This is a genomic window from Sagittula sp. S175 (assembly GCF_049800975.1).
Classification (GTDB): domain Bacteria; phylum Pseudomonadota; class Alphaproteobacteria; order Rhodobacterales; family Rhodobacteraceae; genus Sagittula.
The window spans coordinates 566,956-592,348 of record NZ_JBNAGB010000001.1; the positions used below are offsets into that span (position 1 = coordinate 566,956).

Consider the following 25,393-nt stretch of genomic DNA (forward strand, 5'->3'; position numbering starts at 1 on the left):
CTCCGTCAGGATCGCCGCTCAGCGACCTCCGACAGGGCCAGAAGCATCTCTTCCAACTGATCGAGATCGTTCATTGCAGCGCGTGGGATGCTGCGCCGCGCGGCCGTCCTTGCGCGGCGCAGCGTCCGCAACATGCGCGCAACTGCGCCAGACATGTTGTCCTGCACCACGCCGCCGAAGTCCGATACCAGCTTGCCTGCCACGGTCCCCTGCGCCACGCGACGTTCCTCCAGGAAATCGTCGACCAGGGACCAAAGGGTTTGCGGCGTCAGATCTTCCTTCGACATGGCCGGAACATCCGGGTCCAGAAGCCGCGTATCGGCATTGGTCACCACGCAAATGATCGTGTCGTCCAGCGTTGCATTCATGCGCAACTCGCGGGCAAACGACGCCCCCTGACCGTCCGGCAAGCGGTGATCCAGCAGGATCATGTCCGGCGTGCGTCTTGTCAGGAAGGCCCGCGCGGCACCAATGCTGTCGACCTCGAAAAGCTCCAACTCAGGCCGGTCGCGCCCGAGGCATCGCCGTACAAGACACCGGTCAAAGGAATTGTCGTCCACGACCAGGCAACTGCCCGGCAACGCCCTTTCACCGGCCCTTTCGCCGGACTTTTCCCCACGATGCGCCGTACCCGCCATGCCATCCTTCCCGCAAACGATCCCCCGGGGCCGTATCCTGCCCGCCGGGGTTCAACGCATCCCTAACCTCCCGCAATGAAATCCGAAGCATTCTAAGCAAATTTACACCACCCCTGCCCCCATCCGTTTAAGACCGCGGCAACCTTGTGGCGGTACTCACTCCGGGACGACAGTTCGGAGTTTGCCACATGTCCAGAATGACGGCGCTTGCAGCCCTTCCCGGCCCCATCGGTCGCGGCAACCTGCCGCTCTCGCGCAAGGCCAAGGCCGCGATCATCGTGCAGTTCCTGCTCAACGAGGACTCGGATGTGCCGCTGTCCGCCCTGCCCGACGATCTGCAGGCCGAACTGACCCTGCTGCTGGGCAACATGCGCTATATCGACCGCGACACGCTCAACCAGGTGGTCAACGAATTCGCCGATGAACTCGAAGCGGTCGGTCTCAGCTTTCCGGGCGACATTGCGGGCGCGCTCTCGGCCCTCGACGGCAAGATCAATCCCCGCACCGCCACGCGTCTGCGCAAGGAAGCCGGCGTGCGCCAGACCGGCGATCCGTGGGACCGCATCAACGAACTTCCGCCCGAACGGATCGAGGCGCTGGTCATGTCCGAAAGCACCGAGGTCGCCGCCGTCATGATGTCCAAGATCGACGTGGGCAAGGCGGCGCAGGTGCTGGCGAAACTGCCCGGCGACAAGGCGCGGCGCATTTCCTACGCGGTCTCGATGACCACCGGCGTCACCCCCGACGCCGTGGACCGCATCGGCATCAGCCTGGCGGCGCAGCTGGACGCGGAACCGGAAAAGGCCTTTGTCAAACGCCCCGACGAACGGCTTGGCGCGATCCTGAACTATTCCAACGCCGCCGTGCGCGACGAGCTGCTGCAACAGCTGGAGGAAGAGGACAAGGAATTCGCCGAGGCCGTGCGCCGGTCGATCTTCACCTTCGCCAATATCCCCGAACGGCTTGCCGCCATCGACGTTCCCAAGCTCACCCGCGACGTGCCGCCCGACACGCTGGCCATCGCCGTCGCCGCCGCCACCGCCGAGGAAGATGCGCGCACCGCCGACTTCCTGCTGTCGAACATGTCAAAGCGCATGGCCGAAAGCATCCGCGAGGAGGCCGCGAACAAGGGCACGGTGAAACCGAAGGTCGGGGAAAAGGCGATGAACGCCGTGGTCAGCGCCATCCGCGACCTCGTCAGCGTCGGCGAGATCGAGCTGCTCGACCCCGACGCCGAGGACTGACCCGCGGGACAGAACAGGGGCCAGAACACGGAACCGGGCGTAACTCTTGCCGCCCCTCCCCACGCAGCCTAGAAGGGGTCCGACCCGGCACGGGATGGACCCCTTGACTGACACGACTTCCAGCGATCCGATCACAGGCACCACCGGCGAACGGCTCTCCCACATGGCGCTCAACGCCTATATCGGGACCACCGGGCTGCTGCCCGTGCGCCAGCGCCTTGCGCTCACCGGCTGGCTGGTGCGCAAAGCCGCCGCCCCCGCCCTCGGCTGGTACAAACGGGTCGAGGACAACCTCGATTTCGTCTGGCCCGGCACCCCGCCCGAGCGCAAGCGCGCCATCGCCGATCAGGCCATCGACAACCTCGCCCGCGCCCTGATCGAAAACTACGATCCAAAGGAAATGCTGGCGCGTGGCGCGGCCTACCCGGTCACCGGCCCCGGCCTGCCCGTGCTGGAGGAGGCCCGCACAATCAAGCGCCCCGTCCTGCTCATCACCGGCCATTACGGCAGTCCGATCTGCGCCCGCGCCGCCTTGGTGGCGCGCGGCTACACCGTCGCGGGCCTGCTGCGCCCCATGGCCAACCCCTTCATGAACCAGCGCTACATCCGCAACTATCGCGAGGTGGGCGAGCCGGTCTACGAGCAGGGCCGCCGGGGCACCATGGGCCTGATCCGCCACATCCGCGAGGGTGGCATCGCCGCCGTGGCCTTCGACGTCTTCGAATCCTCGGGCGCGCTGATCCCCTTCTTGGGCAAACCTGCACCGACCGCCCTGTCCTTTGCCGACATCGCGCTGAAGACCGGCGCCCTGCTGATCCCCTATTTCGGCATCCGCCGCGCCGACCGCTACGGGTTCGACGCGGTGATCGAAGAGCCCGTGCCGCACTCCGACCCCGTCACCATGATGACCGAGGTCACGCAGCGGCTGGAGGCCCGCATTCACGCCGATCCCGGCCAATGGATGTGGACCCACAAGCGATGGAAGCCGAAGCGGGTTCAGAAATACCGTGCGGACGAACTGGCGGACGGTGTCCCACAGGACTGACCCGCCCAAGGCAGGCCAGAGCCGACCAGCAGTTCCGGCCAGTTTACGCACTCAGGGTCAGGCCCTCGGCGACCCGCCCTCAGCGCAGCCGCGCCGCTGCAAGAATCGGCCCGTACTTGGGCGCCTGCAACAGCACCACCACAGGTTCATTGGCGGGCACCGGCACTTCGCCCTCGAACACGCCGGTGCCGTCCCAGCGCGCCACCACGTCCCATTCGCGCACGATATGCGTGTACCACACGGTCTTGCCCGCGTTTTCACCGCGCTTGATCGTCACCTCCTGCGAGGGCGCATAGCGCAGAACGTGGATGTCACCGGGCGTCGACATGCGCACCCCCTCGGCCCGGATCTGCACCCGGTCGCCCTGACGCACCAGTGATACCTTGGCCACCGCGGGCGCCGCCTCGTGCTGCTGGACGAGGGCCGCGACTTCATCGGGATGGGATCCGACCACATCCTCCATGCCGTTCACGATGATCTGCGGCGTGTAGATCATTTTCCACCCGCCGGCGCGGGCATAGCCCTTCTGCCGCTTGGTGAACCGGGGCGAGGCAAAGTGATCCTTCCACCCGATGTAATCCCAGTAGTCGACATGGAACGCCAGCGGGATCACGTCGTCGCGCTCTCCCAATGTGGCCAGCAGTTCATCGGCCGGAGGGCAGGACGAACACCCCTGCGAGGTGAAAAGCTCGACCACCACCGGGTTGTCGGTGGGATCTGCCTGCGCGCTCATGCCCGCCCCGACGGCCACGCAAGCGGCAAGCATCACGCCCGCCAGCCTTACACCGGGAAAATTCCGCATCTGTCCGGGGCCTCCGATCGTCCTTCGTCCTGTCAGGATGTAGCCAACACCTTTCGGAAATACCAATCAAGGTTTCGGGAACCCCGGTGAGCGCCACGCGGCCAAGCCTTGCGTCACCGCGCCCCAATAGGCACACTCCGCTCAACCACAAGCCGAGGACCCTGCCCGATGTACCTGCAAAGCCTCCGCCTGACCAACATCCGCTGCTTCGCGGACACCGCCCTGAATTTCGACGTGCCGGGCGCGGACAACCGCAAATGGACCGTCCTTCTGGGCGAGAACGGCACCGGCAAATCCACTGTTTTGCAGGCCATCGGCGCGGTGATGGGCGGCTCCGACGCGCTGATCGACCTGGTCCGCGACCCCGCCGCATGGATTCGCGGCGATGCTGACGCGGGCCGGATCGAGGCGGTGATCTCCACCAAGACCGACCAGCCCCGCCACATCGCGCTGGAGTTCCGCCGCGACGACACGCCCTCCAGCTTCCTCGCCCGCTCGCTCCAGACGCTCGAGCCGCTGAACAACGCCCTGTCCCACGCGATCCGCAATTACCCGGCCTTCGCTTATGGCTCCTCCCGCCGCCTCGCCCAGACGCAAGGGCTGGAACCGCGCCGCCGCTTCGGCCATCCCCGCGCCAATGCCATGGCCTCGTTGTTTGACCGTGACGCGCCGCTCAACCCCTTGGAACAATGGGCGATGAAGCTCGACTACGCCACCGAGGGCGCACAGATCGACCTGATCCACCGGGTGATGAACGACTTCCTCCCCGACCTCACCTTTGCCGAGATCGACAAGGCGCGGCAGGTGCTGCTGTTCGACACCCCCGACGGGCGCGTGCCGCTGGACCGCCTGTCCGACGGCTACCAGACCGTCGCCGCATGGATCGGTGACCTGCTGTTCCAGATCACCGAGATCTGGGATGACTACCAGAACCCGCTGCACGCCCGCGGCCTGCTGCTGATCGACGAGGTCGACCTGCACCTGCACCCGAAATGGCAGCGCCGCCTGTTGCAATTCCTCGACCGGCAATTGCCCAACATGCAGCTTGTCGTGACGACCCATTCCGTCGTCACCGCCCAGCAATCCCCCGAAGGCGCCCTGCACTACTGCATCCGCCGCGACGGTCCGCCGGTGATCGAACGCTTCGACGGCGTGCCGGGCGACCTGCTGCTCAATCAGCTGATGGTGACCGAGGCCTTTGGCCATGTCTCCGACGAATCCATGTCGCTGGAACAGGAAAAGGCCGAGTACCGTTCCCTTGCCCGCAGCGCCACGCGCTCCGCCGAAGACAGCCAGCGCATGACCGAAATCGCCGCCCGCGTCGACCGCGTCCCCTCCGACCCGATCGAGGACATCCGCCTCTCGCCCCGCCAGCAGGAGCTTCTGTCGCGCATGTCCGCCAAACTGCGCGGAGGCAGCCAGTGATTCCGCTCACCCGCATCCGCGACAAGGGCGCGATCATCTCATCCTTTCGTGGCAAGACGCCCGTCACGCGCCTGCTCGCCATGATGAAGGAGGTGCGCGGTCAGGTCGCCGAAGGCCAGCCCCCCGCCCCGGAGATCGAGTCGAAATGGTCCAAGGCCAAGGCTCAGCTGCTGCTCGAAACCCACGACAAATGCGCCTACTGCGAAAGCAACGTGACCGCCGTGGCCTTTGGCGACGTGGAACACTACCGCCCCAAATCCGTCTACTGGTGGCTGGCCTATGTCTACGACAACTACCTCGCCTCCTGCTCGGTCTGTAACCAACAGTTCAAAAGCGCGCAGTTCGAATACACCGGCCAGAAGATGCCCGACCCGGTCATCACCGCCGACCTTTCCGATGACGACCTCGAAGCGCTGGCACGAACCTTCGCCCCCGACCCGCTGAAGGCCGAGGCCATCGCCGCCTTCACCGCGCTCCACCGCGCCGAGGCCCCGCTGATCCCCAACCCCTACTTCGACGACCCCGCGGACCTTTTCGCATGGGAGGTCTTCGACGGCGCGCAGGAGGTTTGGGTCATCCCCAACCCCGACAACACCCGCGCCCCCGCCGTGGTGGACGCCTGCGAACGCATCTACGGCCTGAACCGCCCGCAACTGCTGCGCCGAAGATATAAGCAATGGCGCAACTATGCCTTTCAGGTGCGCGTCCTGTCGGTCGATGATGCGGAATTGCGCGACATGGCGCTGGACATGCTCACCACCCTCACGCAAGCAGACAGCGAGTACACCGGCATGGTGCGCTATTTCGAAGCGCGACGTGCGCTCACCTGACCCCTTGCCCGGGCGATCCGCTGAACGACCTGCAAAATAAGCGCAAAAAATTGTGTACAACGGCATACAAAACGACGCACCCCTCTTGAGTTGTACGCGGCATTGCGGCATGAGGGGCGCAATCCAAACAGTCCGTCACCCATCGGAGGTTTCCAATGACAGTCCAGGTCGGCCACGACAGTGCCAAGACGCGCAAGACGCTCACCGCAGGCGGTGAGACCGTCGCCTACTACTCGATCCCCGCGGCCCAGGCCGCTGGCCTCGGCGATTTCAGCCAGCTGCCCGCCGCGCTGAAGGTGGTTCTGGAGAACATGCTGCGCTTCGAGGACGGCAAGACCGTCACCGTGGACGACATCAAGGCGTTTGCCGACTGGGCAAAGAACGGCGGCAAGGGCGACCGTGAACTGGCCTACCGTCCGGCCCGCGTGCTGATGCAGGACTTCACCGGCGTTCCCGCCGTGGTCGACCTCGCCGCCATGCGTGACGGCATCAAGGCGCTCGGCGGCGACGCACAGAAGATCAACCCGCTGAACCCCGTCGACCTCGTGATCGACCACTCGGTGATGATCGACGAATTCGGCAACCCGCGCGCCTTCCAGATGAACGTGGACCGCGAGTACGAGCGCAACATGGAGCGCTACGAATTCCTCAAGTGGGGCCAGACCGCGTTCAACAACTTCCGCGTCGTGCCCCCGGGCACCGGCATCTGCCACCAGGTGAACCTGGAATACCTCGCCCAGACCGTCTGGACCGACACGGACCAGAACGGTGAAACCGTCGCCTACCCCGACACCCTCGTCGGCACCGACTCCCACACCACCATGGTCAACGGCGCAGCCGTCCTCGGCTGGGGCGTCGGCGGGATCGAGGCAGAGGCCGCCATGCTCGGCCAGCCGATCTCCATGCTGATCCCCGAAGTCGTGGGCTTCAAGCTCACCGGCGAGATGGTCGAAGGCACCACCGGCACCGACCTCGTGCTGAAGGTCGTGGAAATGCTGCGCGCACATGGCGTGGTGTCGAAGTTCGTGGAATTCTACGGCGACGGCCTCGACAACCTGCCGCTGGCACAGCGCGCCACCATCGCCAACATGGCACCGGAATACGGCGCAACCTGCGGTTTCTTCCCGATCGACAACGAGACCCTGCGCTACCTGCGCGTCTCGGGCCGCGAAGAATCCCGCATCGCCCTGGTCGAAGCCTACGCCAAGGAAAACGGCATGTGGCGTGGCGCGGACTACGCTCCGGTATACTCCTCGACGCTGGAACTGGACATGGGCACCATCGTCCCCGCCATCTCCGGCCCGAAGCGTCCGCAGGACTACATCGCCCTGACCGAAGCCTCCTCGGCCTTCGCCAAGTACATCAAGGGTGTGCGCGACGGCCAGGACGTGCCCAAGAAGGACGAAGTCCGCTGGGAAGGCGAAGGCGGCAAGCCCGAGCCCCGCGACATCCCCGGCGACACCGGCAGCCACAAGCGCGGCTACGTGGAAACCGCCGACGGCAACTACCAGCTGCACGACGGCTCCATCGTGATCGCCTCGATCACCTCCTGCACCAACACCTCCAACCCCTACGTCATGATCGGCGCGGGTCTGGTGGCGAAGAAGGCGCATGAGCTGGGCCTGAACCGCAAGCCCTGGGTGAAGACCTCGCTGGCCCCCGGCTCGCAGGTCGTGTCCGAGTACCTCGAAGCGGCCGGTCTCCAGGAACACCTCGACGCTATCGGCTTCAACCTCGTGGGCTACGGCTGCACCACCTGCATCGGCAACTCCGGCCCGCTGGACGCCCCGATCTCGGCCGCCATCAACAAGTACGACCTCGTGGCGACCTCGGTACTCTCGGGCAATCGCAACTTCGAAGGCCGCATTTCGCCCGACGTCCGCGCCAACTACCTCGCCTCCCCGCCCCTCGTGGTGGCCTACGCGCTGGTGGGTGACATGAACGTCAACATCGCCACCGACGTGATCGGTCAGGACAAGAACGGCAACGACGTCTACCTGAAAGACATCTGGCCGACCTCCGCCGAGATCGCCGATCTGGTGGAAAAGACCGTCACGCGCGAGGCCTTCCAGGCCAAGTACGCCGACGTCTTCAAGGGCGACGAGAAGTGGCAGGCGGTCGAAGTCAACGGCGGCGAAACCTACGACTGGCCGGCAGCCTCGACCTACGTGCAGAACCCGCCGTACTTCCAGGGCATGTCCAAGGAACCGGGCACCATCTCGAACATCGAAGGTGCGCGCGTCCTGGCCGTCCTCGGCGACATGATCACCACCGACCACATCTCTCCGGCTGGCTCCTTCAAGGACACCACCCCGGCGGGCAAGTACCTGGTGGAACGTCAGGTCCCCGTGCGCGAGTTCAACTCCTACGGCGCGCGTCGCGGCAACCACGAAGTCATGATGCGCGGCACCTTCGCCAACATCCGCATCAAGAACGAGATGCTGGACGGCGTCGAAGGCGGCTACACCAAGGGCCCGGATGGCGCGCAGACCTCGATCTACGACGCCGCCATGGCCTACCAGGAGGCAGGCACACCGCTCGTCATCTTCGGTGGCGAACAGTACGGCGCGGGCTCCTCGCGTGACTGGGCAGCCAAGGGCACCGCTCTGCTGGGCGTGAAGGCCGTGATCGCCGAGAACTTCGAGCGTATCCACCGCTCGAACCTCGTCGGCATGGGCGTCATCCCGTTCGAGTTCACCGGCGGCGACACCCGCAAGACGCTGGGCCTGACCGGTGACGAGACCGTCTCCATCTCCGGCCTCGACACCATCAAGCCGCTCGAAGTCGTGCCCTGCACGATCACCATGGGCGACGGTTCGGTGAAAGAGATCCAGATCAAGTGCCGCATCGATACGGCGATCGAGGTCGAATACATCGAGCACGGCGGCGTTCTGCACTACGTGCTGCGCAACCTCGCCGCCTCCTGATCGGCGTGTGAATGCGTAGGTCGGGGCTTCGCCCCGACTCACCCCCGAACAAAAAAGGCGCCCCAAGGGGCGCCTTTTCCTTTCTCAAGACAATGCCTCAACGCTGGTCCAGCTGCGCCCTGACCGCGCGCAACCCGGCTTCGGTCACGCGGTAAGGCCCACCGCCGCGCGAGCGGATGAACCGCCTGCGCCGCAACCGCTCCACCACGGGCAAGGAGCAATCGCCCAACGCGTGCCCCTCGCGGGAGACACAGGTCACCTCCACCAGCTTGCCATTGTCGCCGCGTTCAAAGGCCACGGCGCCGCCCATTGCCAGCACGTGCAGCACGCGCTGTTCCACTTTCGAAATGTTCATGGGTCTCAGTCCACACGACAAAATTGCCGTCCCCCGAACATCGCGCGGGCGGACGGGTCTCATCAGGACCGGATCTTCGGGAATGCCCGGTCCTCAGCGGACCGACACAAGCTCCAACATGCAAACTCCATCGGCCCATTTTGCGGGCCACACGACCCATATACGCGCCCACTGGACAAGATTCCACCCCAACGGGTCAGGCTTTCCCGACCTCGCGCCAATGTTCAAATCTCGTTAAATCGACAGCATTACGCATGACCTTTCGGCAACCCCCTGCCGAAAAACCCATCCCCCGGCGCGCTTCCGCGCAAGTTTTCAGCACCCTCCCCACGCGGGACTGTTTTCCCCCCGCGCGGCCCTTTAATCGCAAAGCCAAGACCCCAGTTTTGAACAGCACGAAGGCCAGAAGGCCCAAAATCGAACAACAGGCCAGACAGATGAAAATCATTACCCTCTTCCAGGCCGCCGCCCTGCTATTGCTCGCAGTCTACGGCGCCTACGCCAGCACCACCCCGGCCACCACCTGCTCCGAGGCACCCGCCCTCACCGCAGAGGCCGCCGGTGAATCCACGCCCTGCGACCTCTGAGCCGCCAACGAAAAAGGGGCCACACCGGCCCCTGCTTCCTTGTTTCGCAGATACGCGCTGCAAGCGCAGCCCCGCCTTACTGCGCGGCCAGCGCCTTCTCCAGCTCCGGCAGGAACCGCTGCTCGTAATCGGACCCGACCAGCGGACCGACGAACTTGAACAGCACCGTTCCCTCACCGTCGAGGATGAAGGTCTCCGGCGGCCCGGTCACACCCCAGTCGATCGCCGTGCGCCCCGCCGGGTCAAAGGCCACCGCCGCAAACGGGTTCCCCTCGTCGCCAAGGTAAGACGTCGCATTGCCCGCCTGATCCTTGAAGTTCACGCCAAGGATCGTCAGCCCCTGCCCCTGCAATTCCAACAGCTTCGGATGCTCCGCCCGGCACGGCGGGCACCAGGAGGCCCAGAAGTTCACCAGCGTCACCTCGCCCGAGGTCAGCATCTCCAGCGTGATCCCCGGATAGCCTTCCAGCGCCACATCCGTCATGGCGGGCGCAGGCTTGCCCTCGAACATGCTCTCCAGCCGGTGCGTTTCGTCCGAGTTCTTCAGACCCATGTAGGCCATCACGCCAAACGCCGCAAAGATCAGCGGCGGCAGCACCATCAGCGGCGAAACCTTAGCCATTCTTGCGGCCCTCCACCTGCTCCAGCGCGCGGCGCACCTTGCGCGACCGATGCACGGACATCGCCACGAAGACCACGATCAACACCAGGGACACCACGTAAGACGACAGCACCTCGGTCGCATATTTGCCCAGTTCCGGCATCAGGCTCTCCTTCATGCCATGCGCTCCCGCGCCAGCAGCGCCCGCGTGCGCCGCGCCCGGATCTCCGTCTGCGTGCGCAGGAACACCAGCGCGATGAACAGCAGCGCAAACCCAGCCATGCAGACGAACAGCGGCAGGGCATAGACGTTGGACACGCGCTCCTCGGTGTCGCCCATCATCGCGCCCGCACGCATCACCGACGCGCCCTGGTGCAAGCCCTGGTTCCAGAAGTTCACCGCATAGCGGCTGAGCACAGCAAAGACTGACCCCACGAGGCACAGGATCGACGTCAGGTCGGCGGCGGTGTCGTCATTCTCGATCGCTTCCCACAGGGCCATGTAACCGAGGTAGAACAGGAACAGGATCAGGAAGGACGTCAGACGCGGGTCCCAGGCCCACCAGGTTCCCCACATGGGCTGGCCCCAGATCGCGCCGGTTGCCAAGGCGATCACCGTGAACAGCGCTCCGATGGGGGCCGCCGCCCGCGCCGCCAGCGCACTCACATGGTGCCGCCGCACGATCCACACCAGCGAGGCCACCAGCATCATCAGCCAGGCATTGATCGCCATCAGCGCCGCCGGGACATGCAGGTAGATGATCTTGACCGTGGACCCCTGCTTGTAATCCTCGGGCGTCAGGAAGAAGCCCCAGATCAGCCCGCCCACCAAGGCGATGACCGCCGCCCCCGACAGCCACGGCAACAGTTTGTCCGTGGTACGGATGAACTTCACCGGATTGGCATATTCCCAGATCGACGCCATGGATCCTCCCCTTCTTCGCGGCGTTTACACCCGAAAACGGCCCCCCGCGCAACATCTCCACGCTCAAAGAACCGCGACCAATCGCCAGCGCACAGCCCATGTGCGGCGACGGCGTTTGAATTCTGAACCGAACTGTTTAGTTACGCCACATGCCGCGCCCCATCGGACGCGCCCCACTCACGAGAACGACATGCTTCACGACCTGATGACCTGGCGCTACGCCACCAAGACCTACGACGCCACCCGCACCATCCCCGCAGACAAGCTCGACGCGATCCTCGAGGCCATTCGCCTCGCGCCGACCTCCTCCGGCACCCAGCCCTTCGAAGTCTTCGTGGTGACCAACCCCGAGGTAAAGAAGAACCTCGGCCTCATGGGCATGAATCAGGCCGCCGTGGACAACGCCAGCCACGTGCTGGTCTTTGCCAGCTGGGACACCTACACCGACGCCCGAATCGACGACGTGCTCGCCGCGAACGAGGCTGCGCGCGGCCCCTCCGAGATAGCCTCCAACTATTTCACCATGCTCAAGGGCGCCTATGTCCCCCGCGACCCCAAGGTGAACGCCGAACACGCCGCCCGCCAGGCCTATATCGCACTGGGCTTTGCCATGCTCGCCGCCGCCGAACAGCAGGTGGACGCCACGCCGATGGAAGGCTTCAACCCCGCCGAGGCCGACAAGACCCTCGACCTCGCAGCCAAGGGCCTGAAGTCGCAGGTCATCCTGGCGCTCGGCTACCGTGGCGAAGGCGACTGGCTGGAAAAGGCCCCCAAGGTGCGCAAGCCCGCCTCGGCGCTGTTCCACACCGTCGCATGACCAAACGAGGGGCCGCCACCGGCCCCTCCCTCACCGCAGGTTGATCTTCAGCACCGCCGCGCTGGCAAAAGGCAACAGCGCCATCACGCCAAAGCTGATCCCCGCCAGCATCGCCAGCGGTGTCGACACCGCCAGCCCCTCGGCGCCCCTCCGCGCCACCTCCGCGCCAAAGATCAGCGTCGGCACGTAGAGCGGCAGCACCAACAGCGACATCAGCAACCCGCCGCGCTTCAACCCCACGGTCAGCGCCGCGCCAAAGGTCCCAATGACCGACAGCGCGGGTGTGCCCAGCAGCAGGCTGACGAACACCCAGCGGAACCCCTCCGGCGGCAGCCCCAGCAGCACGCCCAGCATCGGCGCCGCGACCACCAGCGGCAACCCCGTGGTGATCCAATGCGCCAGCGCCTTCACGCTGACGATCCCCTCCATCGGCAGCGGAGCCGTCGCCAGCAGGTCCAGCGACCCGTCCTCCCAATCCAGCGCCAGAATGCGGTCCAGCGACAGCAGGCAGGCAAGCAAAGCCCCGATCCACAGCACCCCCGGTGCGATCTTGGACAGCAGACCCATCTCCGGCCCGACGCCAAAGGGCACCAGCACCGTCACGATCAGAAAGAACGCGAGGCCCAGGCCGAAGCCCCCGCCCGCACGAACCGCGAGCCGCAAGTCCCTGACAAGCAACGCAGTCACAGGAAAGCCTCGTCTTCCACGGCGACCCTTGGACGGGCCTTGTAGGGACCGACATCCAGCACGTCCGCCTCCAGCCCGAGGTCGATATGCGTCGCCATCAGGGCCGAGCCTCCACCCGCCAGATGCCGCCGCACCGCATCGGCGAACAAGGCGACCGAGGCCACGTCCAGCGACACCGTCGGCTCGTCCAGCACCCAGACGGGCCGCCCCGTCACCATCAGCCGCGCCAGCCCCAGCCTCCGCTTCTGCCCGGCGCTCAGCGAACCCGCCGGACGGTCTTGCAAAGCCAAGAGGTCAAAGGCCTCGACCGCCTCGGGAATCCCTTTGGTGCCAAAGACCTGCGCCCAGAAGTGCAGATTCTCCGTCACCGTAAGCATGGTCTTCAACCCGTCGGCATGGGCGGCATAGGCGATGCGCTCGCCCGCCCCCTCGACGGTGCCCGCCAAGGCAGGCTGCAAGCCCGCCACCGTGCGCAGCAGCGTCGTCTTGCCCGCACCATTCGGCCCCCGCAGCACCAGCGCGCGGCCCGGCTCCAGCACGAACGACAGCTCCTCCAGCACCGGCACTCCGCCGCGCGACACCGTCAGATCCGTCACCTTCAACACGGAAGCCCCCGAATTTTCATGAAAATTCGTCCCCCGCCTCAGACTGGCAGCACCGCCAGGGCCACCCGCCGCCCTTCGGACAACAGCACGTTGTAGGTCCGGCAGGCCGACGGCGAATTCATCACCTCGACCCCCAGCCCCTCGGCCTCCAGCCGCTCGCGCAGCGCCGCGGGCAGATGCGCGATCTCGGCGCCGGTACCGACGAACAACACGTCCACCTGCCCCACAAAGCCCATCAGGCTGGCATGATCCTCCAGACCACCCCAGCCCGCCAGGCCCTTGTCCCACAACAACAAAGCGCCCTCATGCACCTCGCCGCCGACACGGAAAAAGCCCGGTCCGTAGCCATCCACGGGCCGGGCATTGCCAAAGCTGATCTCGTTCAACCGCATCACGCGTCCACATCGCCGAACTGCGTGCCCGGTGTGTCCGCCGGCTTCGACCAGTCGCGCTTTACGCCAAGACGTAGAAGGATGGCAGAGGCCACGAAGATCGACGAGTACGTGCCGACAATTACACCCCAAGTCATCGCAAAGACGAAGCCGCGGATCACGTCGCCGCCCAGCACCAGCAGCGCAATCAGCGCCAGCAGCGTGGTGAGCGAGGTCATGATCGTCCGGCTCATGGTCTCGTTGATCGACATGTTCAGGACTTCCTTGAGGTCCTTGGTCTTGTATTTGATGAGGTTCTCGCGCACCCGGTCGAACACCACCACCGTGTCGTTCAGCGAGTAGCCGACGATGGTCAGCAGCGCCGCGATGATCGCAAGGTCGAACTTGATCTGCAATTCGCTGAAAATCCCGATGGTCAGGGCCACGTCGTGGATCAGCGCGATCACCGCACCTAGGGCGAATTGCCATTCGAACCGCAACCAGATGTAGACCAGCACGGCTCCGATGGCCAAGGCCACGGCCACAGCGGCCGTCTGGATCAATTCGCCGGACACCTTCGGCCCCACCGATTCGACCGATACGAACTTGATGTCGGGCGACACGGCCTTCAACGCGTCCTCGGCGGCTTGGAGCGTCTCTGCGCTCACCGCCTCGGCGTCGTCCTGCGCGCCGATGCGAACCATGGCAACATGCTGATCGTCGCGGAAATTCGGGTCGAAGACCTCGGAAATCACCGTATCGCCCAGCCCCAAGGCAGCCAACGCATCACGGTAGGCGCCCACGTCAACCGCCTGCGCGCTCTCGGTTCGGATCGTGGTGCCGCCCTTGAAATCGATGCCATAGTTCAGCCCCTGCACAAAGAAGCTGCCCAGGGCCACGATCACCATCACGCCGGAAATGCCCAGCCACAAAATGGACTTCGAGAAGAAGTCCCAGTTCAGGTCGTCTTTAACCAGTCGCAAGCGCATGTCAGACCTCGATCGTCTTGGGGCGGCGGCGTTCGAACCAGGTCACGATCAGCAGACGCGTGACAAAGATCGCGGTGAACACCGAAGTGATGATGCCAAAGCCCAGCGTCACCGCAAAGCCACGCACCGGGCCAGAGCCCATCACGTAGAGAATCATTGCGGTGATGAAGGTGGTAATGTTGGCATCGACGATGGCGCTCAGCGCCTTTTCATAGCCCAGTTCGATGGCCCGCGCGGGGCCTTTGGCGGTTCTTAACTCTTCACGGATACGTTCGAAGATCAGAACGTTGGCGTCCACAGCCATGCCCACCGTCAGCACGATGCCCGCGATCCCCGGCAGTGTCAGCGTCGCACCGATCATGGACAGCAGGCCGAACATCAGCGCCACGTTAAGGATCAGCGCGATATTGGCAAACACGCCGAACAGGCCGTAGCTGGCCAGCATGAACCCCAGCACAGCGACAAAGGCTACACCGGTCGCCAGCTTGCCGGCTTCGATGCTGTCCTGCCCCAGTTCCGGGCCGATGGTCCGTTCTTCGAGGAAGTCCATGCCCGCAGGCAGCGCACCGGCGCGCAGCAGCACCGCGAGGTTTGTCGATTCCTCGACCGAGAAATTGCCGGTTATGATCCCGGACCCGCCGCCGATGTGCGACTGGATGACGGGGGCCGAGATGACCTCGTTGTCGAGCACGATGGCAAAGGGAGACCCGATGTTCGCCGCCGTGTAATCGCCGAACTTGCGGGCGCCACCGGGGTTGAAGGTGAAGCTCACCGCCGGGCGGCCGTTCTGGTCGAAGGATGGCTGCGCGTTTGTCAGCTCCTCGCCCGTCACGACTGCGCTTTGTTCGAGGATGTAGTAGACGCCTGCGTCCTCGGCCGAGGGCAGCACTTCATTCCCCGCCCCGGCCACTTCGTTCGCATTGTCGGTGCGGCCTACCACGGGCTGGAACGTCAGCTGCGCGGTGGTGCCGATGATGTCTTTCAGCTCAGCCGCCGAGCCGATGCCCGGCACCTGGATCAGGATCCGGTTGAAGCCCTGGCGTTGGATCGTAGGCTCCCGCGTGCCGACCTCGTCGATGCGGCGGCGGATGATCTCCAGCGACTGCTGCATGGTGCGGTCGTCGGTGGCCTGCTTTTCGGCCTCCGACAGGCGCACGACCAGTTCGTCGCCCTCGCCCGAGACTTCGATGTCATGGGTGCCCGCCCCGGTCAGCGACACGACCGGCTGACGCAGCGCGTTCACCAGTTCGATGGCACGCGGCATGGCGTCCGAGTTAGACACCAGCCGCACCCGCAATTCACCCTGATCGGTGGCGGCAGAGTTCCAGCGGATTGTGCCGACGGTATCGCGCTCTGCCCGCAGGACGCGCAGGACCTCGGGCCACAGCGCTTCCATGCGGGACTTGTAGACTTCTTCGACGCGCACTTCGGCCAGAAGATGCGCACCGCCACGCAGATCGAGCCCGAGATTGACCAGCCCCGAGGGCAGGTACGAGGGCCAGAGGGCCTCGGCCGCGCGGTTCTCGGAGGTATCGGCCCCGGCCTCGATGGCCTTTACCGCGTCATTGTGCTGCTCAACACGGGTGTAGAACAGGTTCGGCAGGGCCAGCGCCAGGCCCACCACGACGGTGAGCCAGATCGTCCAGCGCTTCCAGGCGTCGATCTGCAACATTTGGTATCAGGCCTCGGCGGGTTCGGTCTTGGATTTCACCGTGGCGATTGTGGCGCGCATGACGCGGACCTTCACACCCTCGGCGATCTCGATTTCCAGCTCGTTGTCGTCCTTGACCTTGGACACCTTGCCGATGATCCCACCCTGCGTGATGACGATGTCATTGCGGCGGATGGCCTCGATCATTGCCTTGTGTTCCTTCACCTTCTTCTGCTGCGGGCGGATGAGAAGAAAGTACATGATGGCAAAGATCAGGCCCATCATCACGAAGGAGGAAAGGGTCTGCTGGTCCATGGGATGCTCCTGTCAGGGTCAGTTATGCTCACAGGGGCACCCCCCGCGAAATTGCGCGATACCTATGCCCGCCGGGGCGCGGATGCAAGGCGGCGAAGGCAGCGTGACGCGGTGACGGCTGGATTGCGATCCTGTCTGCGTTATGTTGGCGACATGTTTCGCGCCCTGACGGTCCTCGTGCTGACACTTGCGCCCGCCGCACAGGCGGACGTCCAAGAGGCCGTCGGGCGATTGAACCTTTCAGGTTATCGCCACCGTGAAATGTGCACCGCCAGCCTCGTTGCGCCCGACCTGGCCCTGACCGCCGCGCATTGCGTGACGTCCCCCTCCGACGGCTATCTGAAACGGCTGGGGGACATGGTGTTCGTGGCGGGATGGAACGGAGAGACCACGACCGGCACGGCCAGGATCAAATCGGTCGACGTTCACCCGCAGGCCTACCACGACGGCGGCTTTGATCTGCGTCACGATATTGCACTGATAACATTGGCGGAACCGCTGTCCCCCGCACCGGTGCCACTTGGGTCGGGCGGTTTGCCCGGCCCTTTGACCCTCATGGGCTATCAACGCAGCGCTCCACATCACCTGACCGAAACGCCCTACTGTTACGGCGATGAGACCTTTGCCATATGGCGCATCCGTTGCCGGGTGGAGCCCGGGCAGTCCGGCGGGCCAGTCCTGTCCGGCGAGGGCAAGGACCGACGCATCGTCGCGGTCATCTCTGCCGTCGTCGAGGAGGAAGCGCTGGTCGTGCCGGTCGACGACTGGCTCAGGGACCAGCTGTCCATGCGCAAATGACGGACGAAAATCGCCGAGGCAGGGCGCCCCGGCGTGACCTTTGTCTTAAATCTCCGGCGCGGGGGATCCCTCGGGCCAAACCTAAAGCGAACGCCCGTCCAGCACCCGGATGTCGCCGTTCAGATCCTTGGCCAGCGAATCCCTGAAGACGACCGCGTCGTAGCCATTCACCGACAGGATCGCCCCGTCCGGACCGTCGCGCAGCTCGCCCACCGGATCGCTGCCATCCGCTGGCAGCAACGCACGGTCGTAAATCAGCAGTTCCATCACCTCACCGGGCTGAAAATCCTCGACCACCACCGCGGAGTCATCGTTGTGGTCTTCGATGAGATTGGTGAAGAAATCCGTTCCTGTTCCACCGATCAGCGTGTCACCGTCGTTACCCACCAGCCAATCATCGCCCGAACCACCGTCGACGTGATCGGGCGCATAGGGCGAGTCCGGATGCAGATCCAGCGTATTGATCCGGTCATCCCCCGGCCCGCCGTCAACCCAGTCCGCCCCCCCCGTTGCAAGGATCACGTCGTTCCCCTCGCCGCCGTAAATCGTATCATCGCTCCAGTTGCCGTTCACCAGACCGGCGTCCGAGCGCACTTTTTCGGCCCCCAGGGTGTAGTCCGAGATGGTGTCGTTCCCGGCACCCGCATCCACCACGTCGTTGCCGCTGCTGGGCAGGATGTAGTTGGGTTCGGCATTGCCCTCGATCACATCGTCGCCGTTGCTTCCGGCGGTGTTGTTGCCTTCGGTGATGATCTCGTCGCCCAGTTCGGCGATGTCATCCACAGCACTTTGAATGGTCATCAGGACCATCGCCCCGATGACCGCGAGCAAGCCAAAAGCCATCGCGGTACTCCTCGATGCCCGGTCTGCCTCTGTCGCCGGGCTATGTCGGGGATCATGACGATGAGTCGGAAAAATCCCGTTAAGTTGGAAACGCTGCGTATTCCGTTAGGAAACAATTAGGAAAGCGCGCTCTGGACCGCGACGGGCTGGCCCCTACACTCCCCCGCAAAGTTGGGGCATAAGCGGTCCGACTCATATGCCGACCTCAGGGAGAAAGTGATGCACGACATCCGCGCCATCCGCGAAAATCCGGCCGCATGGGATGCGGCGCTCTCGCGCCGTGGGGATGCCCCGATGTCGTCTCAGGTCCTGGCCCTGGACGAGGAACGCCGCGCCGCGATCCATGCCGCCGAGACCGCGCAGGCCGACCAGAACAAGGCCTCGAAATCGGTCGGCGCCGCCAAGGCGTCGGGCGACGAGGCCGAATTCGAACGCCTGCGCGCGCTGGTCGCCACGAAAAAGGCCGAAGTGGCCGAGATGACCGAGAAGGCAAAGGCGCTGGACGCCCAGCTGACCGAGTTGCTCATGGGCATCCCGAACCTGCCGCTGGCCGATGTACCGGACGGCGCGGATGAAAACGACAACGTGGAAATCCACCGCTGGGGCACGCCCCGGACCTTCGATTTCAAACCGAAGGAACATTATGAACTGCCCGGCGTTCTGCCCGGGATGGATTTCGAGACCGCTGCAAAACTTTCCGGCTCGCGCTTCGTGGTGCTGAAAGGCGCCGTCGCCCGCGTCCACCGCGCGCTGGCGCAATTCATGCTCGACACCCACATCGACGAGCACGAACTGACCGAGACATGGGCGCCTGTGCTGGTGAAATCCGACATGATGTACGGCACCGGCCAGCTGCCGAAATTCGGCGAAGATTCCTATGAAACCACCAACGGCTGGTGGCTGATCCCGACGTCGGAGGTCACGCTGACCAACACGGTCTACGGCGACACGGTGGACGAGGTGAGCCTCCCCCGCCGCATGACCTCGCATTCGCAGTGCTTCCGTTCGGAGGCGGGCAGCGCAGGCCGCGACACCGCCGGGATGCTGCGCCAGCACCAGTTCGAAAAGGTCGAGATGGTCACCATCTGCCACCCCGACGAGTGCATCAACGAACACCACCGCATGACGAAATGCGCGCAGGCAATCCTCGAAAAGCTGGAACTGCCCTATCGCACCGTGGTCCTGTGCACCGGCGACATGGGCTTTGGCGCGCAAAAGACCCACGATATCGAGGTCTGGCTGCCCGGTCAGGACACCTACCGCGAGATCTCGTCCGTCTCGACCTGCGGTGACTTCCAGGCGCGCCGCATGAACGCCCGGTTCAAGCCCGCCGACGGCGGCAAGCCCGGCTTCGTCGGCACGCTGAACGGCTCCGGCCTCGCCGTGGGGCGCTGCCTGATCGCCGTGCTGGAAAATGGCCAGCAGGCGGACGGCTCCATCGACCTGCCCGCCGTCCTGCACCCCTACCTCGGCGGCAAGACCCGCCTCACAGCCGAAGGCACCCTCGCGTGACACTCACAGACCCGACGAAGAACCGTCTCTGGGCCTACGGCCTCGTGCTCGCCACGGCGGCCTTCATCGGCTCGTATTTCGTGGTGCCCGGTTTCAACGGCTTCGAGCCGACGCAATTCCCCAAGGTGATCGAGGAACCGCCCGTCCAGCCCTCGGGCTACGCCTTTGCCATCTGGGGCATGATCTACGTCTGGCTGGTCATCGCGGCGGTGTTCGGTGCCCTCAAGCGCCCCGAGGACCCGGACTGGGCCGCCTACCGCCCCTGGATGGTGCTCAGCCTCGGCATCGGCGCCACCTGGCTGCCCGTCGCCTCCGTCTCGCCGCTGCTTGCGATGGCGTTGATCTTTGGTATGCTCGCCGCCGCGCTGAAGGCCGTCTTTCGCTTGGGCGTCACCGACCGCTGGCTGCAACAGGCCCCCGTGGCGATCTACGCCGGATGGCTGACTGCTGCCGCCTGCGTGGCGCTTGGCGTCCTGCTGGGCGGTTACAACATCCTGCCGCCCACCCCCGCCGCGCTGATTTCGCTGATCCTCGCGCTGCTCATCGCCCTGACAGTGCAGTACCGTCTGCACCGCGCCCCGGAATACGGCCTGACGGTCATCTGGGCGCTGGTCGGCGTAATCGTCCAGAACACCGGCCCGCTGAACGCCGCCGTGGTCGGCCTCTGCGTGATCGGCATCATCGGCATCCTCGGCCTGCGCGGCACCGATACGGAATAGACAGACCGCAATAATTGCGCCTAGGCTATCGCATTGTCCCAGTGCGAAAGCCATTTCCCATGCGCATTCTTCCCTTTGCGGCCCTTGTTCTCGCAGCGCCACCCCTCTTCGCCCAATCAGAGAGCCTTTCCGGCACCTACCGCATCAATGGCTTGAACCCTGATGGCAGCGCTTACACCGGTGAACTTGTTCTCGTCGGCGAAGGCACCTCAGTCCAAGCTGGTTGGTCCGTCGCAGGACAGGCCTACGCCGGAAAAGGCCAGTTGGAAGGTCGCATCCTTACGCTGAATTTCGGGGATCCGACCCCGATAACCTACGTCCTCATGCCAGACGGCTCGTTACATGGCACATGGTCTGACGGGCACGCCCTGGAAAAGGCCAGCCCAAAGAACTGACCTTGGCCTGCTGCGCCACCGGCGCAGCGTTTACCGCGCGGCTAAGCCTTCTCCTGCGAGGACCAAGAGCAACCCGTCCTCCGCAGCGACACTGTCCTTGTCGACAGCGATATCGGCCCAATACTCCCCGTTCAGCTCGGGATGGATAGGTCACCATCAGTTCGGCGCCTGAATACACGCCTCTGACGTTCGAGTCCTTTACACCGGCCCACAAGGCGCTCCCCGCAACAGCCATCACGACTGCAAAGCTACCCGCTGTCCTGCTCATTTCTTGGAAACTCAACCAGCAGCCGCGCCGCTTCGCAACGGCCCTGCGCCGCCGCGCCCGAGAACACCATTTCGAAGGGCGGCCACAAGCACCAGCGCACCAGCCTTCATCTTGACGAAAATACCGCGGGGTGAGGCCGCAGGCCGAGGGGCAGAGCCCCTCTCCTGCAGACCTCCGTCAAATCAGAGCAGGCCTCCCCGCTCAGTCCTTCTTCTTCTGCAACTTGCCCAAGTGCTTGCCAAGCGCACCCGGCTTCCTCGGCCGCCGCCCCTTGTAAGGGTTGCGGTCCGACTGCCCGCGCATGTGCAACCGGATCGGAGTGCCGGGCATGTCGAAATCCTCGCGCAACCCGTTCACCAGATAACGCGAATAGCTCTCCGGCAGCTTGTCAGGGTGCGAGCACATCACGACGAAATGCGGTGGCCGTGTCTTGGCTTGCGTCATGTAGCGCAGCTTGATGCGCTTGCCTTGCGGCGCGGGCGGCGGATGACGGGAAATCATCGCTTCCAACCAGCGGTTCAGGTTGCCGGTTGTCACGCGACGGTTCCACACAAGGTAGGCCTTCATGATGGCCTCTTGCAGCTTGTCGAGCCCCTTGCCCGTGCGCGCCGAGACAGTGACCAGGGGCGCACCGCGCAGTTGTGGCAGAACCTGCTCGAACTGCTCGCGCAGCCACTTCAGCTTTTCCTGCTTCTCGTCCTCGATGTCCCACTTGTTGACAGCGATGACCACTGCGCGCCCTTCGCGCTCGGCCAGATCCGCGATTTTAAGGTCCTGAACTTCGAAGGGAATGGCTGCGTCCAGCAGAACCACCACCACCTCGGCGAATTTGACCGCGCGGATGCCGTCAGAGACCGACAGCTTTTCAAGCTTTTCCTGAACCTTCGCCCGACGGCGCATCCCTGCCGTATCGAAAATGCGCATCGGCACGCCGTTCCATTCGTGGTTCAGCGAGATTGCATCCCGTGTGATCCCCGCCTCTGGCCCGGTCAGCAACCGGTCCTCGCCAATGATCTGGTTGATCAGCGTCGACTTGCCCGCATTCGGACGGCCCACCACCGCGATCTGCAGAGGCTTCTCGGGCGTCGGCATGGGGATCGCCCCTTCATCGGCCTCATCCGCCTCTGCCTCGCTCAGATCGACGTCCGTGTCTGGCGCATCCTCGGCGGCACGCTCTTCGAACTCTTCCGAGATCGGCAGCAGGATGGAATAGAGCTCCGGCATGCCCTCGCCATGCTCTGCCGACAGCCGCAGGGGCTCGCCAAGGCCCAGTTCGTAGGCCTCGAAGACCCCGGCATCGGCAGCATTGCCCTCGGCTTTGTTGGCCGCAAGGATGACTCGCTTGGCCCTCTTGCGCAGGATCTCGGCGAACACTCGATCATCCGGCAAAAGTCCCGCCCGCGCGTCCACAAGGAACAGGCATACATCCGCCATATCCACGGCGCGCTCCGTAAGACGGCGCATCCGCGCAGGCAGCGAATCGTCGGTCTCGTTCTCTAGGCCCGCCGTGTCGATCACGGTGAACCGCAAGTCTCCCAGGCGCGCCGCGCCCTCGCGCAGGTCGCGCGTCACACCGGGCTGATCGTCCACCAAGGCAAGACGTTTGCCTACGAGGCGGTTGAACAGGGTCGACTTGCCCACGTTGGGGCGACCGACGATGGCGAGAGTGAAGGACATGGGAAACGGCTCCGCGGATCAAGAGGCGCAGATAGCGCATATTCGCGCGCGGCGAAAGTCCCCGCGCGCACCCGATTTTTCGGACGAAAAATCGCGCACCCTCAACGGTAGGCGTGCAGCACACCCTTCCTGGAGACGACATAAAGAACACCGCCCGCAACCACGGGCCGCGTCGTGGCGCCACCCGGCACCTCGACCGACGCGACCAGCGCACCGCTCACCGGGTCGAAAGACCGCAACTGCCCGTCGGAGCCCGCCACGATCAGCCGACCTCCGGCAAGGATCGGTCCCATGTTGGCATAGGCTTCGTCACGGCGCTTGTTTGGCTTGCGCGTCGGCACATAGCCCGGAAGATCGACTTTCCAGATCTCCTCGCCGGTCGCTGCATCCAGCCGTACCAGCTGGTTTCGATCGGACACGAAGAATACGGAATTTCCCGCTGGCCAGAGCGGCCCCAACGCACCGTAAGGCGCGCTCCACAGCCGCTCGCCGTCGTACACCGACATGGCCGCCACGTTGCCGGAATGGTTGCCCGCATAAACCACGTCACCCGCGATCAGCGGATCGCCCGTCACGTCATCGACACCCGCCACGGTCACGCCAGAACGCCGCCCCAGCAGTTCGGAACTCCACATCCGAAGGCCACCCTGCCGGAAGGCCCCCTGCACCGCGCCGGACCCGTAGGAGAACACAACGTGCTGTGCCCCCACCGCCGGAGCCGCAGCACCAGCCACGTTGTTCACATCGCCCTGACCGTCGACCTGCCAGCGCACCCGACCGTCCTCGGCCTCGATCGCCCAACCTGTGCTGTCGCCCGAAACGACGTAAACCAATCCGTCGGCATAGCTCGGCGCGCCGGTTGCGGTATTGCCCAGCTTCTGTTCCCAAATCTCTTTACCCGTCGCCGGATCAAGCGCCACGACCGAGCCATAGCCGGAAGAGACGAACAGCTTGCCGCCGCCCGCGGCCAGGCCACCGCCCTGTCCCACCGGTGTCCTCTCGCGGGCCGGCGTCAGATCGGCCGACCACAAGACTGCGCCCGCGGGGGAAACCGCACGCACGACGCTTTGCGAGTCCATGGTAAAGATGCGGCCATCCGCAACCACCGGATCCGCATTCAGCCGCGACCGGCGCGAGTCGCCTGCGCCAATCGATGTCGCGAAGAGAGGTTGCAGCGTGGTGCCAAGCGCGGCATTCGCTGTCCGCGACGAGGGGCTCACCGGGCTTTGCGCCCAAGAGGCATTTGCAACGCTCGACGGCAGAGCCAAGGGCCGCGCCTCGTTGACGTGCTCGACATCCGAGGCAACGGCCCGCGTTTCCAGCACATCCCGTACGTTCAACCGCTCGCCGGTGAGGATCGGGTCCTTTTCCGCGCAACCCGCCAGCGCAAGTGCGCCCAGCGTTGTCAGGATGAATGCATTACGCTGCATCGTCGTACCTCTCGTGCCCGTTCTTCGCGCCGGGTTCTCCCCGCCTGCGATCCTCTCCCGCCAGAACGACGGGCCTGATGGCTCAGGCCTGCTCCGGCAGCGTACCACCCAGTGCCACAATCAACTGACTTGCCCGGCGGCGCAAGCCTGCGGTGATCTCGGCATCCTGCAGCAAGGTCTGCAGGCGTTCGATGGCGGCATCCCGCTCACCGGTTTCGACATCGATCAGGGCCAGCTGTTCTTCTGCCAGCAAGCGCAGCGGTTGGCCAGCGACGGCAAGTGCCTGAAAGCCCGCACGGCGGTCCTCGACCGTCAGCACACTCGCACCGCTGGTAAGCGCCTTGAAGCTGGCGATCTGCCGATAGATCTGCGGAACCCCGGCGTTGTCCGCCACAGCCTGCAACCGCTTCACCGCCGCGTCGACATTGCCTGCCTCGACTTCAGCCTCGGCGGCAAGCATCTCGACGATGGCATCGGCGGAGGCATTCGGAGCGGCCACGTCTTCCAGAGCGGTGGCGCGCGCGGCTGAGTCACCGCTATCCATCGCCGCGAGGATGCTATCCCCCAGCGCCTGCGCCTGCGCGGCCTCCTGCGCCTTGGAATACTCGCGCCACGCCGTGCCACCGACCAGCGCCAGCACCACCAGCACCGCGATCCAGCCATACTTGCGCATCGCCGCGAACAGCCTGTCGCGTTTGACCTCTTCGGTCACCTCGTCGATGAAACTCTCAGCGTTGCTCACCCGCGCCCCCCGTTCGCAATTTGCCCCCTCTTACAGCCTGCCCCGCCCGTTGCCAACACCAAGCGATCCGCCCGCAACAGTGGCACTCTTGCCAGAACCCGACAGGAAAAGAAGCGGAAACAGCCGGTTTCCATGCAATTTGCATCGATCAACCTTGCGGCGAAGCCCGCGACTCCCTAAGAAACTGAACCAAACG

General features: G+C 64.7%; 27 protein-coding genes. 11 read left to right on the plus strand and 16 right to left on the minus strand.

Annotation, left to right across the window (positions count from 1 at the left end):
- Window positions 1-5 precede the first annotated feature (5 nt).
- Window positions 6-638 (minus strand): response regulator, encoded by a 633-nt coding sequence (locus tag ACP16H_RS02840; RefSeq protein ID WP_425070720.1) that lies wholly within the window; start codon window positions 636-638, stop codon window positions 6-8.
- 188 nt (window positions 639-826) lie between these two features.
- Here ACP16H_RS02840 and ACP16H_RS02845 point away from each other — a divergent pair, with 188 nt between their 5' ends.
- A complete protein-coding gene (locus ACP16H_RS02845; RefSeq protein ID WP_425070721.1) occupies window positions 827-1,882 on the plus strand; it encodes a flagellar motor switch protein FliG in 1,056 nt (351 codons plus the stop codon).
- Window positions 1,883-1,985: 103 nt separating this feature from the next.
- A complete protein-coding gene (locus ACP16H_RS02850; RefSeq protein WP_425070722.1) occupies window positions 1,986-2,927 on the plus strand; it encodes a lysophospholipid acyltransferase family protein in 942 nt (313 codons plus the stop codon).
- Window positions 2,928-3,006: 79 nt separating this feature from the next.
- Here ACP16H_RS02850 and ACP16H_RS02855 read toward each other — a convergent pair whose 3' ends face one another.
- Complete coding sequence (locus ACP16H_RS02855) at window positions 3,007-3,729, minus strand: DUF1223 domain-containing protein (protein WP_425070723.1); 723 nt, start codon at window positions 3,727-3,729, stop codon at window positions 3,007-3,009.
- Between the two features lie 168 nt (window positions 3,730-3,897).
- Here ACP16H_RS02855 and ACP16H_RS02860 point away from each other — a divergent pair, with 168 nt between their 5' ends.
- The 3 genes from ACP16H_RS02860 to acnA all read left to right on the plus strand — a co-directional run bounded on the left by ACP16H_RS02860 (window position 3,898) and on the right by acnA (window position 8,911).
- Window positions 3,898-5,154 carry an AAA family ATPase gene (locus ACP16H_RS02860; RefSeq protein WP_425070724.1) on the plus strand — a complete coding sequence of 419 codons (1,257 nt, stop codon included), beginning with the start codon at window positions 3,898-3,900 and terminating at the stop codon, window positions 5,152-5,154.
- Window positions 5,151-5,984 (plus strand): hypothetical protein, encoded by an 834-nt coding sequence (locus ACP16H_RS02865; RefSeq protein WP_425070725.1) that lies wholly within the window; start codon window positions 5,151-5,153, stop codon window positions 5,982-5,984. The genes ACP16H_RS02860 and ACP16H_RS02865 overlap by 4 nt, the downstream gene beginning before the upstream one ends.
- A 155-nt stretch (window positions 5,985-6,139) precedes the next feature.
- A complete protein-coding gene (gene acnA / locus ACP16H_RS02870; protein ID WP_425070726.1) occupies window positions 6,140-8,911 on the plus strand; it encodes an aconitate hydratase AcnA in 2,772 nt (923 codons plus the stop codon).
- A 97-nt stretch (window positions 8,912-9,008) separates the two neighbouring features.
- On the opposite strand, the gene ACP16H_RS02875 is transcribed toward acnA, so the two are convergent.
- The gene (locus ACP16H_RS02875) at window positions 9,009-9,266 is read right to left on the minus strand and encodes a YjhX family toxin (protein ID WP_425070727.1); all 258 of its coding nucleotides are present in this window, start codon (window positions 9,264-9,266) and stop codon (window positions 9,009-9,011) included.
- Window positions 9,267-9,703: 437 nt separating this feature from the next.
- Between ACP16H_RS02875 and ACP16H_RS02880 the strand changes: the two genes are divergently transcribed.
- The gene (locus ACP16H_RS02880; RefSeq protein ID WP_425070728.1) at window positions 9,704-9,853 is read left to right on the plus strand and encodes a hypothetical protein; all 150 of its coding nucleotides are present in this window, start codon (window positions 9,704-9,706) and stop codon (window positions 9,851-9,853) included.
- Between the two features lie 76 nt (window positions 9,854-9,929).
- Here ACP16H_RS02880 and ACP16H_RS02885 read toward each other — a convergent pair whose 3' ends face one another.
- The 3 genes from ACP16H_RS02885 to ACP16H_RS02895 are packed head-to-tail and all read right to left on the minus strand — an operon-like array spanning window position 9,930 to window position 11,378.
- Window positions 9,930-10,475 carry a DsbE family thiol:disulfide interchange protein gene (locus ACP16H_RS02885; protein ID WP_425070729.1) on the minus strand — a complete coding sequence of 182 codons (546 nt, stop codon included), beginning with the start codon at window positions 10,473-10,475 and terminating at the stop codon, window positions 9,930-9,932.
- Window positions 10,468-10,632, minus strand: a complete 165-nt coding sequence (ccmD, locus tag ACP16H_RS02890; RefSeq protein ID WP_425070730.1) for a heme exporter protein CcmD — start codon at window positions 10,630-10,632, stop codon at window positions 10,468-10,470. Before ccmD ends, ACP16H_RS02885 begins: the two co-directional genes overlap by 8 nt.
- Window positions 10,629-11,378: a heme ABC transporter permease gene (locus tag ACP16H_RS02895; RefSeq protein ID WP_425070731.1), complete on the minus strand. Its 750-nt coding sequence runs from the start codon at window positions 11,376-11,378 to the stop codon at window positions 10,629-10,631. Before ACP16H_RS02895 ends, ccmD begins: the two co-directional genes overlap by 4 nt.
- A gap of 190 nt (window positions 11,379-11,568) precedes the next feature.
- Here ACP16H_RS02895 and ACP16H_RS02900 point away from each other — a divergent pair, with 190 nt between their 5' ends.
- Window positions 11,569-12,195: an NAD(P)H-dependent oxidoreductase gene (locus tag ACP16H_RS02900; RefSeq protein WP_425070732.1), complete on the plus strand. Its 627-nt coding sequence runs from the start codon at window positions 11,569-11,571 to the stop codon at window positions 12,193-12,195.
- A 30-nt stretch (window positions 12,196-12,225) separates the two neighbouring features.
- Here the strand turns inward: ACP16H_RS02900 and ccmB are convergent, their stop codons facing one another.
- The 6 genes from ccmB to yajC are packed head-to-tail and all read right to left on the minus strand — an operon-like array spanning window position 12,226 to window position 16,813.
- Window positions 12,226-12,882, minus strand: coding sequence for a heme exporter protein CcmB (ccmB, locus tag ACP16H_RS02905; protein ID WP_425070733.1), 657 nt, complete (start codon window positions 12,880-12,882; stop codon window positions 12,226-12,228).
- Complete coding sequence (gene ccmA, locus ACP16H_RS02910; protein ID WP_425070787.1) at window positions 12,879-13,484, minus strand: heme ABC exporter ATP-binding protein CcmA; 606 nt, start codon at window positions 13,482-13,484, stop codon at window positions 12,879-12,881. Before ccmA ends, ccmB begins: the two co-directional genes overlap by 4 nt.
- Before the next feature lie 41 nt (window positions 13,485-13,525).
- The gene (locus ACP16H_RS02915; protein WP_425070734.1) at window positions 13,526-13,879 is read right to left on the minus strand and encodes an Mth938-like domain-containing protein; all 354 of its coding nucleotides are present in this window, start codon (window positions 13,877-13,879) and stop codon (window positions 13,526-13,528) included.
- A complete protein-coding gene (gene secF, locus ACP16H_RS02920) occupies window positions 13,879-14,847 on the minus strand; it encodes a protein translocase subunit SecF (protein ID WP_425070735.1) in 969 nt (322 codons plus the stop codon). The genes ACP16H_RS02915 and secF overlap by 1 nt, the downstream gene beginning before the upstream one ends.
- A 1-nt stretch (window position 14,848) precedes the next feature.
- Window positions 14,849-16,519 carry a protein translocase subunit SecD gene (gene secD, locus ACP16H_RS02925; RefSeq protein ID WP_425070736.1) on the minus strand — a complete coding sequence of 557 codons (1,671 nt, stop codon included), beginning with the start codon at window positions 16,517-16,519 and terminating at the stop codon, window positions 14,849-14,851.
- A gap of 6 nt (window positions 16,520-16,525) precedes the next feature.
- On the minus strand, window positions 16,526-16,813 hold the full coding sequence (gene yajC / locus ACP16H_RS02930; RefSeq protein WP_425070737.1) for a preprotein translocase subunit YajC: 288 nt from the start codon (window positions 16,811-16,813) through the stop codon (window positions 16,526-16,528).
- A gap of 153 nt (window positions 16,814-16,966) precedes the next feature.
- Between yajC and ACP16H_RS02935 the strand changes: the two genes are divergently transcribed.
- On the plus strand, window positions 16,967-17,611 hold the full coding sequence (locus tag ACP16H_RS02935) for a trypsin-like serine peptidase (RefSeq protein ID WP_425070738.1): 645 nt from the start codon (window positions 16,967-16,969) through the stop codon (window positions 17,609-17,611).
- A gap of 81 nt (window positions 17,612-17,692) precedes the next feature.
- Here ACP16H_RS02935 and ACP16H_RS02940 read toward each other — a convergent pair whose 3' ends face one another.
- Window positions 17,693-18,454 carry a calcium-binding protein gene (locus ACP16H_RS02940; RefSeq protein WP_425070739.1) on the minus strand — a complete coding sequence of 254 codons (762 nt, stop codon included), beginning with the start codon at window positions 18,452-18,454 and terminating at the stop codon, window positions 17,693-17,695.
- 219 nt (window positions 18,455-18,673) lie between these two features.
- Here ACP16H_RS02940 and serS point away from each other — a divergent pair, with 219 nt between their 5' ends.
- Genes serS through ACP16H_RS02955 form a run of 3 tightly spaced genes read left to right on the plus strand, consistent with a single transcriptional unit; the run spans window position 18,674 to window position 21,080 of the window.
- Complete coding sequence (gene serS, locus ACP16H_RS02945) at window positions 18,674-19,966, plus strand: serine--tRNA ligase (protein ID WP_425070740.1); 1,293 nt, start codon at window positions 18,674-18,676, stop codon at window positions 19,964-19,966.
- Window positions 19,963-20,685, plus strand: coding sequence for a hypothetical protein (locus tag ACP16H_RS02950; protein WP_425070741.1), 723 nt, complete (start codon window positions 19,963-19,965; stop codon window positions 20,683-20,685). Before serS ends, ACP16H_RS02950 begins: the two co-directional genes overlap by 4 nt.
- Window positions 20,686-20,744: 59 nt before the next feature.
- Window positions 20,745-21,080 carry a hypothetical protein gene (locus tag ACP16H_RS02955; RefSeq protein WP_425070742.1) on the plus strand — a complete coding sequence of 112 codons (336 nt, stop codon included), beginning with the start codon at window positions 20,745-20,747 and terminating at the stop codon, window positions 21,078-21,080.
- Window positions 21,081-21,549: 469 nt separating this feature from the next.
- Here ACP16H_RS02955 and der read toward each other — a convergent pair whose 3' ends face one another.
- From der to ACP16H_RS02970, 3 genes are all read right to left on the minus strand, one after another.
- Window positions 21,550-23,025, minus strand: a complete 1,476-nt coding sequence (der, locus tag ACP16H_RS02960; protein ID WP_425070743.1) for a ribosome biogenesis GTPase Der — start codon at window positions 23,023-23,025, stop codon at window positions 21,550-21,552.
- A gap of 101 nt (window positions 23,026-23,126) precedes the next feature.
- Window positions 23,127-24,455, minus strand: a complete 1,329-nt coding sequence (locus ACP16H_RS02965) for a PQQ-binding-like beta-propeller repeat protein (protein ID WP_425070744.1) — start codon at window positions 24,453-24,455, stop codon at window positions 23,127-23,129.
- A gap of 82 nt (window positions 24,456-24,537) precedes the next feature.
- Window positions 24,538-25,197, minus strand: a complete 660-nt coding sequence (locus tag ACP16H_RS02970) for a tetratricopeptide repeat protein (RefSeq protein ID WP_425070745.1) — start codon at window positions 25,195-25,197, stop codon at window positions 24,538-24,540.
- Window positions 25,198-25,393 lie beyond the last annotated feature (196 nt).

Excerpts from the sequence above, each read along its gene's own strand:
- secF (WP_425070735.1), bottom strand. The coding sequence starts at position 14,847 with ATGCGCTTGCGACTGGTTAAAGACGACCTGAACTGGGACTTCTTCTCG.
- ccmD (WP_425070730.1), bottom strand. The coding sequence starts at position 10,632 with ATGAAGGAGAGCCTGATGCCGGAACTGGGCAAATATGCGACCGAGGTG.
- serS (WP_425070740.1), top strand. The coding sequence starts at position 18,674 with ATGCACGACATCCGCGCCATCCGCGAAAATCCGGCCGCATGGGATGCG.
- der (WP_425070743.1), bottom strand. The coding sequence starts at position 23,025 with ATGTCCTTCACTCTCGCCATCGTCGGTCGCCCCAACGTGGGCAAGTCG.
- ACP16H_RS02935 (WP_425070738.1), top strand. The coding sequence starts at position 16,967 with ATGTTTCGCGCCCTGACGGTCCTCGTGCTGACACTTGCGCCCGCCGCA.
- ACP16H_RS02845 (WP_425070721.1), top strand. The coding sequence starts at position 827 with ATGTCCAGAATGACGGCGCTTGCAGCCCTTCCCGGCCCCATCGGTCGC.
- ACP16H_RS02955 (WP_425070742.1), top strand. The coding sequence starts at position 20,745 with ATGCGCATTCTTCCCTTTGCGGCCCTTGTTCTCGCAGCGCCACCCCTC.
- ACP16H_RS02965 (WP_425070744.1), bottom strand. The coding sequence starts at position 24,455 with ATGCAGCGTAATGCATTCATCCTGACAACGCTGGGCGCACTTGCGCTG.
- ACP16H_RS02860 (WP_425070724.1), top strand. The coding sequence starts at position 3,898 with ATGTACCTGCAAAGCCTCCGCCTGACCAACATCCGCTGCTTCGCGGAC.
- ACP16H_RS02940 (WP_425070739.1), bottom strand. The coding sequence starts at position 18,454 with ATGGCTTTTGGCTTGCTCGCGGTCATCGGGGCGATGGTCCTGATGACC.
- ACP16H_RS02900 (WP_425070732.1), top strand. The coding sequence starts at position 11,569 with ATGCTTCACGACCTGATGACCTGGCGCTACGCCACCAAGACCTACGAC.
- acnA (WP_425070726.1), top strand. The coding sequence starts at position 6,140 with ATGACAGTCCAGGTCGGCCACGACAGTGCCAAGACGCGCAAGACGCTC.
- ACP16H_RS02855 (WP_425070723.1), bottom strand. The coding sequence starts at position 3,729 with ATGCGGAATTTTCCCGGTGTAAGGCTGGCGGGCGTGATGCTTGCCGCT.
- ACP16H_RS02915 (WP_425070734.1), bottom strand. The coding sequence starts at position 13,879 with ATGCGGTTGAACGAGATCAGCTTTGGCAATGCCCGGCCCGTGGATGGC.
- ACP16H_RS02875 (WP_425070727.1), bottom strand. The coding sequence starts at position 9,266 with ATGAACATTTCGAAAGTGGAACAGCGCGTGCTGCACGTGCTGGCAATG.
- secD (WP_425070736.1), bottom strand. The coding sequence starts at position 16,519 with ATGTTGCAGATCGACGCCTGGAAGCGCTGGACGATCTGGCTCACCGTC.
- ACP16H_RS02840 (WP_425070720.1), bottom strand. The coding sequence starts at position 638 with ATGGCGGGTACGGCGCATCGTGGGGAAAAGTCCGGCGAAAGGGCCGGT.
- yajC (WP_425070737.1), bottom strand. The coding sequence starts at position 16,813 with ATGGACCAGCAGACCCTTTCCTCCTTCGTGATGATGGGCCTGATCTTT.
- ACP16H_RS02880 (WP_425070728.1), top strand. The coding sequence starts at position 9,704 with ATGAAAATCATTACCCTCTTCCAGGCCGCCGCCCTGCTATTGCTCGCA.
- ACP16H_RS02895 (WP_425070731.1), bottom strand. The coding sequence starts at position 11,378 with ATGGCGTCGATCTGGGAATATGCCAATCCGGTGAAGTTCATCCGTACC.
- ACP16H_RS02885 (WP_425070729.1), bottom strand. The coding sequence starts at position 10,475 with ATGGCTAAGGTTTCGCCGCTGATGGTGCTGCCGCCGCTGATCTTTGCG.